A 10,625-nucleotide genomic window follows, 5' to 3' on the forward strand; every position below is an offset into this window, starting at 1 on the left:
CCGTCCTGGACGGCGACCGCATCGTGGCCGAGGCCGTGCGCGGCGGGGCCGTCGCGACGTTGGTCGACGCCTCGAGAAGCGCGGCACTCGTCGTCGTCGGACACCCGGGCAGCCGGGTCCGGGCACTCGTGACGGGGTCGACCGCCTTCGCGGTCGCGGCGCACGCCGGTTGCGACGTCGCCGTCATCCCCGGCGGGAACCTCACCCTCCCCGGGCCGGGACGGCCCGTCATGGTGGGCATCGACGGGGCGCACGACGGCGAGGTGGCCGTCGCCCGCGCAGCCGAGTTCGCCGAACGATGGGACGCGCCGCTGCACATCGTCCGCGCGTGGAGCATGTCGTTCGTCGGCTGGCCGCTCTCGTTCGAGAACATGCAGCTCGACAGCGGCGTCGGCTTCTTCGAGCACGAGGCGCGCGAGTCGGTGGACAGCGCTGTTGCGCAGGTCCGGGCCACGCATCCTGGTCTCACGGTCGAGACGACGGTCATCGAGGAGCACCCGGTGCGGGCTCTCATCGAGCTCGGCGCGTCCGCAGGCCTGGTCGTCGTGGGTACGCGCGGCATCGGCGGGTTCGACCGGCTGCTGCTCGGGTCGGTGAGCCGGGCCGTGGTCCACCACGCACCCGTGCCCGTGCTCGTCGTCCGGGCCATGAGCCCGTCATGAGCTCGTTGTGAGCCCGGACATGAGCCCGGACTGACGCCGGACGTGCCAGTCGTACGAGTCGTGAGACTCGTACGACTGGCACGTCGGCTGCAGGCCCGGGCCAGCGCGTCCGGGGCGCGCTCAGCGGGCGAGGTATCCGCCGTCGATCGGGTAGTAGCCGCCGGTCGCGAAGGATGCGCCGTCGCTGGCGAGCCAGGCCACGAGCTCGGCCACCTCGTGCGGGTCGCCGATGCGTTGGAGTGCGTGCTGGGTGGCGAGCGCCTGCAGTGTGGCCTCGTCGAGGTTCGCCTCGAGCAGCGGCGTGCGGATGAAGCCGGGCCCCACCGCGTTCACCCTGATGCCGTCGGTCGCGTGGTCCCAGGCCGCCACCTTGGTGAGGCCGACCACCGCATGCTTCGCGGCCGTGTAGGCGCTTGCGGTGGGGAAGCCCACGGCCCCGAGGACGGATGCCATGTTGATGACCGAACCGCCACGTCCACGTGCCTTCATGGCCGCGATGGCGGCCCGCTGCGTGTAGAAGACGCCGTCGAGGTTGACACGGATGACCTCGTGCCATGCCTCGTCGCCGTAGTCCCCACTCGGCAGGGCCGCGCCACCGATCCCGGCGTTGCACACCGCGATGTCCACGTGCCCGAACGCGGCCAGGGTCGCGGCCATGGCGGCGTCCACGGAGGCCGGGTCTCCCACGTCGACGGTCACGCCATGCGTCCGGCACTCGAGTGCGTCCAGCTCCTTGAGCACCAGGTCGATCTGCTCCCACTCCCGGTCCCAGATCGAGATGTCGGCTCCTGAGCGTGCCATCGTCTGGGCACAGGCTCGTCCGATCCCGGATGCCCCACCGGTGATGACGGCCGCCTTGCCCCCCAGGCCATACGTGTTCATCGTCCTGTTCCTCTCTGTCGAGGACACCACTGTCCGGCCACCGACGGCAGGCGCGGCAGGGTCGGAGGTCCCGCCCGCGTGACCGGACCCGGTCTCGAGGCGCACGCAACTCGGGCGCACGCGACGCACCGGGTCACGTCGCAGGGACACTCAAACCGAGCTCGTCCTGGTGAGCCGTGTCAGCAGGAAGGCTCCGATGCCGGCGGCGGCCGCGACCCCCCACGCCGTCGCGTCGACAACCTCGGTCCCCAGCAGCTCTCGAAGCGGGAGCACGGTGACCGCCGCCGTGAGCATGAGTCCGGCGAGGAGCAGCGCGAGCAGCAGCGGGTCGGCGTGCCCGGCGCGCGTCCGTACCGGCGCGCCGGGGGTGCGCACGCCCCAGGCCACCGCCAGCTGTCCGGCCCCGAGCGTCAGGAGCACCGCGGAGTGGGCGGAGGCCGGACTGACCCACATCGCCGCCACGCTGACGGCAGCGAGGTACACGGCCAGGACCGAGATGCGCCACCACAACCCGCGAGCGAGCGGTCCTTCGTCGGGTGCCCGGGGTCCGCGACGCAGGACTCGGCTGTCCGCGGGCTGGCCGGCGAGCCCTGCTCCGGCGAAAGAGTGCGTCAGGAGGTTGAGCCACAGGATCTGGGCGGGTAGCAAGGGCAACGGCACCCCGACCAGGGGCCCCACCAGCATGAGGAGGACTTCGGACCCGCCACCGGACAGTCCGTAGGCGAGGAACCTCCGCAGGTTGTCGTAGACGCGGCGGCCTTCCTCGATCGCCGACACCAGGGTCGCGAGGTTGTCGTCGGCGAGGACGAGGTCCGCGGCCTGGCGTGCGACCTCGGTGCCGCGCTCTCCCATGGCGATCCCGATGTCGGCCCGGCTGAGCGCCGGGGCATCGTTGACACCGTCACCGGTCATCGCCACCACGTGCCCCGACCGCTGCAGGGCGGTGACGATGGCATGCTTGTCCGCCGGTGTTGCACGGGCGATGACCCGGCGACGCTCCACATCGGCCGCCTCGACGGTCGAATCCGCCGGCTGGTCCCCGGGCTCCTCAGGGGGGCCGTCGAGAATCCCCACCTCTTCGGCGATGGCGTGGGCCGTGGCGGCATGGTCACCCGTGATGAGGACGACCTGCAGACCGGCATCCCGACACGACGCGACCGTGTCCCGGGAGGTCTCGCGCACCGGGTCGTGCAGGGCCACCAGCCCGAGCAGACGCGGCCGCGCGACGTTGCCGTCGCCGGCCGTTGCGTGGTCCTGCGTCACGGCCAGGACGCGCTTCCCGGCTCGTCCCCACCGGTGCGCCAGCTCCCGGGCCTCGGCGAGAACGGCTGGATCCTCGGCCACGGCGTTCGCCGTGAGCATGGCCTCGGGGGCTCCCTTCCGGAGGGTGAGACTGGCGCCGGTGGGCTCCCGGTGGATCGTCTCCATGGCCTTGCGGGTGCTGTCGAACGGCACCTCGCGGATCCGCGGGTGATCGGCCCTCAGTCTCGCCACATCGGCGCCCCGGTCCACCGCTGCCAGGAGCAGGGCGGTGTCGGTCGGGTCGCCATGGGGCCGGCCGGACGCCTTCGCCAGCACGGCGTCGTTGCACAGGGCCAAGGCCCTCGTCAGGTCGGACGGGGCAGCGTCGTCCGGTTGCCAGGTCGCCGCGACGCTCATGCTTCCTTGCGTGAGGGTCCCGGTCTTGTCGGTGGCGAGCAGGGTGACGGACCCGAGCGTCTCGACAGCGGCCAGGTCGCGCACCACGGCTCGCCTGCCGGCCATGCGGCGAGCTGCAAGCGCGAGACCGAGTGTGACCACGAGCGGGAGCGATTCGGGGACGGCGGCCACGACGAGCGCCACCGTCGCCAGCAGCATGACCTCCAAGGGCTCGCCGCGCGCCACGCCGAGGACGAGGACGACGGCGCTCAGCAGCACCGCTCCGACCGCGAGGTAGGCCGAGAGGCGAGCCATCCGCCTCTGCAGGGGCGTCGGCGCGCCGGGACGCCCCGTCATGCCGGCGATCCGGCCCACGGTGCTGCGCGCGCCGGTCGCGGTCACCCGGGCACGACCATGCCCGTGGACCACGACGGTTCCGGAGAAGAGAGCGCTCGGAGAATCCGTATCGCACGAAGGCAAGCCCCCACCCGCGGCCGGCCCCGGGTCCTCACGAGGGGACTTCGGCACCGGCACCGACTCCCCGGTGAGCATCGACTCGTCGGCCTCGAGACCGGCTCCGTCGACCAGCCAGGCGTCGGCCGGGACGAGGTCACCCTGCCGCAGCAGCATCAGGTCTCCGGGAACCAGCGTTGTCGACGGCACCTCGATCGCTCGCCCTGAGCGCTCCACCCACGCCCTCGGCTCGACGAGCGCCGAGAGCGCGCGCACCGACCGCTCGGCCTTGATCTCCTGCCGCAGGCCCATCGCGGAGTTGACGATGACGACCAGACCGATCACCGCGCTGTCCGTGTAGTCGCCGGTGACCAGGGTGAGACCAAGGGCGGTGAGCAGCACGAGCACCAGCGGCTCTCGCAGGCTGCGAACGAGCCGGCTGACCGCGGAAGGAGATGGTGGCGCCGGTACTTCATTGGGCCCGTGAAGGCGGAGCCGCACCTCGGCCTCGGACGCGGACAGACCGGGGAGGCCACCGCCGGGAGGCGGGCCCGAGCCGCGGTCGAGATGGAGGTCGGTCGGATCTCCCACGCGTGAGTGCATGCGCACCTCCTCTGCGGTCCCCGGACCTTCGGTCACACAGGGCCAGGAGTCCCGGCGTGAGCCGATGCGGGCCGCCTCTCCACCCTTCAGCCTTGGCCGGGCTCGTCCCTCGGACCAGGGCCGAAGGACCCGTCACATCGTGGAACGTCCCGGCCCGGCGACGCTCAGGTGCTGGCTGCCGAGAGCAGCTGACCACGTTCGTTCCTCCAGCGGGGGTGCCATTGGTCCCTGGTGCCGTCCTTGCGCGCGCAGGACGATGACACGATGACCACGCTCACCTTCCTCGGAGCCGCAGGGGCCGTCACCGGAAGCAAGTTCCTTCTCGAGGACGCCCACGGGCGCGTGCTCGTGGACTGTGGTCTCTACCAGGGCGAGCGGGAGCTGCGCCGCCTCAACTGGGAGGACCCCGGCGTCGAACCGGGCACGGTGTCGGACGTCGTGCTGACCCACACCCACCTCGACCACTGTGGCTACCTGCCGGCTCTCGTCCATCGCGGGTACACGGGGCCGATCTGGGCCACCACGGGGACGGCGGCCCTGGCGGACATCGTGCTGCACGACGCGGCCAAGCTCCAGGAGGAGGACGCTGCCGACGCGCGGGCAGGTGGGTTCTCCAAGCACGACCCGGCGCTCCCCCTGTACACGTGGGCCGACGCCGACGACACGATGCAGCTCATGCGGCCCTGCGAGTACGGAAAGCCGACGACGCTGCGATGCCAAGCCGAGGTCACGCTCGTCCGCGCGGGCCACGTTCTCGGGTCAGCCTCGGCGCACATCACCATGGGGAGCGCGAGCGTGCTGTTCTCCGGCGACCTGGGGCGTCCCACCCATCCCTTGCTCCTGCCGCGCGACCGACCACCGGCTGCCCGCACGGTGGTCGTGGAGTCGACGTACGGCGACCGCGTGCACGCCGGCGATGCCGGCGGCCACGAGGTACTCGCGGACGTGGTCCGTCGCACGATAGGTCGTGGTGGCTCCGTGCTCATCCCGGCGTTTGCCGTGGACCGCACCGAGCTGGTTCTGCTGGCCCTGGCCCGACTTCGTCAGCGCAACCTCATCCCGGATGTGCCCATCTACGTCGACAGCCCCATGGCTCTGGCGGCGCTGGAGGTCTACCGGCGCCCGGAGAACGAGGCGGAGCTACGTCCTGACGCCCTCTCGGCCCTGTCCGCCCTGTCCCGACTGCGCACCGCGCACACCGCTGAGGAGTCGAAGCGGCTCAACACCCCCGGCACGCCGTGCATCATCATCTCGGCGTCGGGGATGGCCACCGGCGGGCGCGTGGTCCACCACCTTCGCTCGCTGCTGCCCCATCCGCGCAACACCGTGGTCCTCACCGGCTACCAGGCAGCCGGGACTCGGGGGCGCCTCCTGCAGGAAGGCGCACGGGAGCTCAAGATGATGGGTCAGTACGTTCGCGTCCGCGCCGAGGTCGTCACCGACGAAGGCTTCTCGGTCCATGCGGACTCGCGCGAGCTGCTGCAGTGGCTCGAGGAGCTGCCGGACCCTCCTGAGGCCGTCTACGTCGTGCACGGCGAACCAGCGGCCAGCTCCGCTCTGGCCGAAACGATCGGCGGCAGGCTCGACTGCCCCGTCGTGGTGCCACGGCGTGGCGAGCGAGTGGTCGTCGACTAGCCAACAGTGTCCGGCAAACCCCGTACACGGGACGTTCGACCCCTGCGCCGGTCGTCGTGCGCAGCCAGGCTGGACGTGAGAGAGAGGAGCGGTGATGACCGAGTACCTGACCCCGGACCACACGCGCGAGAACGACGAGGACGAGCTCGAGCTGCGTCGGAGAGCCGTCAAGCGGCTCGAGGCCAAGCGCGGCCTGGCCGCACACGCGCTCGCGTACGTCACCGTCAACCTGTTGCTGGTCGCGCTCTGGTACGTCACCGGCGCCGCGTTCTTCTGGCCCGTGTTCCCGATCTTCGGATGGGGCATCGGGATGGCCTTCCACGCGTGGGACGTCCTGTCGCCCACACCCGGCCCGGAGCAGGTCGAAGCGGAGATGGAACGGCTGCGCCGGACCGAGCACAAGGGCTGACGGCGGCGCCCCGGAAGGAGGCACCATGTGGTGGAACGGCGGAGTCGGCTTCGGCATGAGCTGGGGCATGTGGCTCGTCATGATCCTCCCGGCCGTGGGGCTCGGCCTGCTCGCCGCCTACGTCGTGCAGCAGATCGTCGCCCGCGAACGTCCCGGTCGCGTCCCGCGTGAGCGCGGAGGTCAGGCCGGACCGGTTCGACGGCCCACCCCCACGCAGATCCTCGACGAGCGGCTGGCGCGTGGTGAGATCGACGCGGAGCAGTACCAGCAGGCGAAGCGCCTCATCAGCCAAGAGCACTGACTCGCCCGGCCCGTGGCCGCTGGGCACCCACGGTGAGACCGGAAGGACCAGCGGCGCCGTCACGTCGGCGTGCGGTGCGAGAAGGCGCGAGAAGGAGGCAGGACATGGCCCCACCAGCGGACCGGGCCGCGCTCCCCTCGACCATGCGGGTGTGGGAGGTCACCGGCCGAGGTGGCCCGCACCGGATCCGTCCGGTGGAACGTGCCGTACCCTCCCCCGGCGGGAACGAGGTCCTCGTGCGTGTTGCCGTGTGCGGCGTGTGCCGGACCGACCTTCACGTCTCGGACGGCGACCTCCCGGTGCACCGGCCCTCGGTCGTCCCCGGACACGAGGTGGTGGGGCGGGTGGTGCAGGTCGGTGCAGAGACGACCCGGTTCGTCATCGGGGACCGTGTGGGCATCGCGTGGCTTCGCGGCACCTGCGGCGAGTGCCGCTGGTGCCGCACAGGCTCCGAGAACCTCTGCGAAGCGGCGACGTTCACCGGCTGGGACGCCGACGGCGGATATGCCGAGTACGCCGTCGTGCCGGCCGCCTACGCGTACGACCTGCCGACGGGCCTGCCGGACGAGCAGGCCGCTCCCCTGCTGTGTGCGGGGATCATCGGCTACCGCTCACTGCGTCGGGCCGCCCTGCCCCCGGGAGGACGGCTCGGCATCTATGGTTTCGGCGCCAGCGCGCACCTCACGGCGCAGATCGCGATCGCTCAAGGCGCCGAGGTCCACGTCATGACGCGGGGCGAGGAGGCCCGCCGCCTGGCGCTCTCGTTGGGGGCGGCCTCGGCCGCAGGGGCGTTCGACGATCCGCCGGTTCCGCTCGACGCCGCCATCGTCTTCGCGCCCGCCGGAGAGCTCGTGCCGAGGGCGCTGGCCGCCCTGGAACGGGGTGGAACCCTCGCGCTTGCGGGCATCCACGTCACCGAGGTGCCACCACTCGACTACCAGACACACCTGTTCCACGAGAAGCGGCTGACCTCGGTGACGGCCAACACACGAGCGGACGGCGAGGAGCTGTTCCGCCTCGCTGCCGCCTTGTCGGTCCGTGCCGACGTGACTGCCTACCCCTTCGACGACGCGGACCGGGCCCTGGAGGACCTGTCGTCGGGTCGACTCACGGGTGTGGCGGTTCTGGACGTCGACCGCCAGGGCTCAGCCGGGACAGGACGGGCTCCATCTCAGCGTTAGCCGGTCACGGGCGACCTATCCTTGACCCGTGGAGTCGGAGACCGGGCATGGTCGCGGATCCTCGCCGTGGGGTGACGCGTTGTCGTTGCACGTCGACGACATCATGGAGGAGCTTCACTCCCGGGCGGAGGCTGCGCAACGGTCACGCGCCCAGTTCGAGGGACTCCTCGACGCCGTGACTGCCGTCAGCGAGGACCTCGACCTGTCGGAGGTCCTGGCGCGCATCGTCCGATCTGCGTGCGCCCTCGTCAACGCCCGTTACGGAGCGTTGGGCGTGCTGGGGCCCGACGGTGAGCACCTCATGGAGTTCATCACGCACGGTGTGAGCCCCGACGAGCGAGAGCGCATCGGGGATCCGCCGTCGGGACACGGCATCCTCGGCCTGCTCATCCGGGACCCACGTCCCCAGCGGCTGTCGGACATCGGCGCGCACCCCGAGTCCGTCGGTTTCCCACCGAACCACCCGCCCATGACGACCTTCGTGGGAACCCCGATACGGATCCGCGACGAGGTCTTCGGCAACCTCTACCTGGCGGAGCGCCAGGGTGACAAGGAGTTCACCGAGGGCGACGAGGCCATGCTCGTCGCGCTGGCGGGAGCTGCAGGGTTCGCGATCGAGAACGCACGTCTCTATGAGCGCAGTCGGCAACAGCGCTCGTGGGCCGAGGCCGTCAGCGAGCTGACGCGAGGCCTGCTGGAGGGTGAGGACGAGAACCTCGCGATGTCCGTTCTCGCCAAGGAGGTCCTCGCCCTCACGAAGGCCGAGGTGTGTCTGGTGGCGCTGCGCGACGAGGAGAGCGCCCCGACGCGTGTGCGCGCTGTGCAGCACCGACGCGGCGCGGGGAAGTCGCCTGGGGAGGTGCCCCCCGAGGAGGGGCCGTCGGCACGGACCGACCTGCCGCCCATGGAGAGCTGGGAAGGCTGGTCGGAGGTCCTGGGCAGCGGGCTGAACCTGCTCATTCCTCAGGGCGGGGACAAGGGTCCCGCTGGACGCTTCCCGGTGTACCTCGCGAAGCTGGTGGGACGCACGGCGAGCGGGCCGACGGCCGTCGTGCCGTTCTCCACCGGCCGCGGCGACATCGGTCACCTTGCGGTGCAGTGGCAGCCAGGACAGGAGGACGCCGCCTCGACCGCGCTGCCCGGCTTGGCCACGTTCGCGCAGCAGGTGGCCCTCGGGCTGGTGGCCGCGCGGGCCCAGCACGACCGGCAGCTGCTCGCCATGCTCGAGGACCGGGACCGCATCGCCCGGGACATGCACGACCACGTCATCCAGCGCCTGTTCGCCACGGGGCTGTCCCTCCAGGCGGCGGAACGGCTCGCCGTGCATCCGGTCGTGAGGTCGCGGCTCGACGAGGCCGTGAACAGCCTGGACGAGGCGATCAAGGACATCCGCTCCACCATCTTCGAGCTCCGCTCCCCGACCCAGGACCGAACGCTGCACGAAGAGCTGCAGGAGATCGTGCGGTCTGCCGGGGTGAGCCTGGGGTTCACCCCGACCCTGGAGCTCGCCGGCGGCCCTGAACCGGACGATGCCGGGCTGCGCGGCGACCTTCTCGCCGTCGTCCGGGAGGCCCTGGCCAACGTGTCGCGGCATGCCCAGGCCGGTTCGGCCTCGGTCGTCGTCACCTTCGGGACCTCGCTGTCCGTCACGGTCACCGACGACGGGGTCGGTATCGGTACCGACGACCGGCGCAGTGGTCTGGCGAACCTGGGCCAGAGGGCTGCAGCTCGATCCGGCACCTTCCACGTGTCACCCTCCGAGCCGCGGGGAACCGAGCTGGTCTGGACCGTCCCGCTGTGAACCGGGAGAAGCAGGACTTTCGCACCTACCCCGGACGACCCGTGCGCCCTAGTCTCGACCTTCCCGTGCAGGACCGTCGACGAGCGAAAGGTGGGCCTCAATGACGATCAAGGTGTTCCTCCTCGACGACCACGAAGTGGTGCGGCGAGGCCTGCGGGAACTGCTCGAGGAGACGCCGGGCTTCCAGGTCGTCGGCGAGTCCGGGCTCGCGAGGGAAGCCGCCCGGCGGATCCCTGCCATCCGGCCCGACGTCGCCGTGTTCGACGTGCGCCTCCCGGACGGCTCAGGCATCGAGGCCTGCCGCAACGTCCGCTCCATCGACCCGACGATCGCCTGCCTCATCCTCACCTCGTTCGCCGATGACCAGGCCCTGACCGCTGCGGTCCTGGCCGGCGCGGCAGGCTTCGTGCTCAAGGACATCAAGGGGAACGGCTTGGTGGAGGCGATCCAGCGGGTTGCGGCCGGGGAGAACCTTCTCGACACACCGCGTGTCGACCGCCTGCGTGACAGCTGGAGGCGGGGACAGGAGACCGACCCTCGACTGAGGGCACTCAGCCCTCAGGAGCGCCGCATCCTCGACCACCTCGCGCGGGGGATGACGAACCGCCAGATCGGCGAGGACATGTCGCTCGCCGAGAAGACCGTCAAGAACTACGTCACCTCGGTGCTGTCGAAGATGGGCCTGGAGCGACGCACCCAGGCCGCCGTCTACGTCGCGACCCACCAGCCGCCGGAACGTGCGGGCTGACGGGCTCCGCGCGGGTCCACGGGCTCGCAGGGTGGCTCGGTCCTGGCTCGGTCCTGGCTCGGCGGGGACGACGAGGGATGACGACGAGGGATGCCGCCGGGACCTCCGGGTTCCCACTGGAGAACCGCGGTTCGCTTCGGCGGCATACCTGTGACGTACTCCGTCAGCAGGCCATCAGCCCGACGACGTAGCCCCGGGCCCGGAGCCGCGGGATGAGGATGTCCAGTGCGGCGACGGTCTGGGAGCGGTCTCCCCCTCCGTCGTGCAGCAGGATCCTCGAGCCGTCCCGCACCGCGGCCAGGACCCGGTTGA

Annotated in this window: 9 protein-coding genes; 7 read left to right on the plus strand and 2 right to left on the minus strand. The window is 71.3% G+C overall.

Going from position 1 to position 10,625, the window contains the following annotated elements:
* The coding region (locus ACR9ZK_RS18245) for a universal stress protein (RefSeq protein WP_481343379.1) at positions 1 to 662 on the plus strand (662 nt) is incomplete at its 5' end.
* A gap of 120 nt (positions 663 to 782) precedes the next feature.
* Here ACR9ZK_RS18245 and ACR9ZK_RS18250 read toward each other — a convergent pair.
* Both ACR9ZK_RS18250 and ACR9ZK_RS18255 read right to left on the minus strand, forming a co-directional pair.
* On the minus strand, positions 783 to 1,544 hold the full coding sequence (locus tag ACR9ZK_RS18250) for an SDR family NAD(P)-dependent oxidoreductase (RefSeq protein WP_481343380.1): 762 nt from the start codon (positions 1,542 to 1,544) through the stop codon (positions 783 to 785).
* A gap of 150 nt (positions 1,545 to 1,694) precedes the next feature.
* On the minus strand, positions 1,695 to 4,238 hold the full coding sequence (locus tag ACR9ZK_RS18255) for a cation-translocating P-type ATPase (protein ID WP_481343381.1): 2,544 nt from the start codon (positions 4,236 to 4,238) through the stop codon (positions 1,695 to 1,697).
* A gap of 264 nt (positions 4,239 to 4,502) precedes the next feature.
* Between ACR9ZK_RS18255 and ACR9ZK_RS18260 the strand changes: the two genes are divergently transcribed.
* From ACR9ZK_RS18260 to ACR9ZK_RS18285, 6 genes are all read left to right on the plus strand, one after another.
* Entirely contained in the window at positions 4,503 to 5,873 is a 1,371-nt protein-coding gene (locus ACR9ZK_RS18260) for an MBL fold metallo-hydrolase RNA specificity domain-containing protein (RefSeq protein WP_481343382.1), read from the plus strand.
* Between the two features lie 94 nt (positions 5,874 to 5,967).
* On the plus strand, positions 5,968 to 6,282 hold the full coding sequence (locus ACR9ZK_RS18265; protein ID WP_481343383.1) for a 2TM domain-containing protein: 315 nt from the start codon (positions 5,968 to 5,970) through the stop codon (positions 6,280 to 6,282).
* A gap of 25 nt (positions 6,283 to 6,307) precedes the next feature.
* On the plus strand, positions 6,308 to 6,583 hold the full coding sequence (locus ACR9ZK_RS18270) for an SHOCT domain-containing protein (protein ID WP_481343384.1): 276 nt from the start codon (positions 6,308 to 6,310) through the stop codon (positions 6,581 to 6,583).
* A 104-nt stretch (positions 6,584 to 6,687) separates the two neighbouring features.
* On the plus strand, positions 6,688 to 7,764 hold the full coding sequence (locus ACR9ZK_RS18275) for a zinc-dependent alcohol dehydrogenase family protein (protein ID WP_481343385.1): 1,077 nt from the start codon (positions 6,688 to 6,690) through the stop codon (positions 7,762 to 7,764).
* Between the two features lie 28 nt (positions 7,765 to 7,792).
* Positions 7,793 to 9,565, plus strand: coding sequence for a GAF domain-containing sensor histidine kinase (locus tag ACR9ZK_RS18280; protein WP_481343386.1), 1,773 nt, complete (start codon positions 7,793 to 7,795; stop codon positions 9,563 to 9,565).
* Between the two features lie 100 nt (positions 9,566 to 9,665).
* Positions 9,666 to 10,313, plus strand: coding sequence for a response regulator (locus ACR9ZK_RS18285; RefSeq protein WP_481343387.1), 648 nt, complete (start codon positions 9,666 to 9,668; stop codon positions 10,311 to 10,313).
* The last annotated feature ends 312 nt before the right edge of the window (positions 10,314 to 10,625 follow it).

The organism is Monashia sp. HAY1-5C (genome assembly GCF_056755255.1).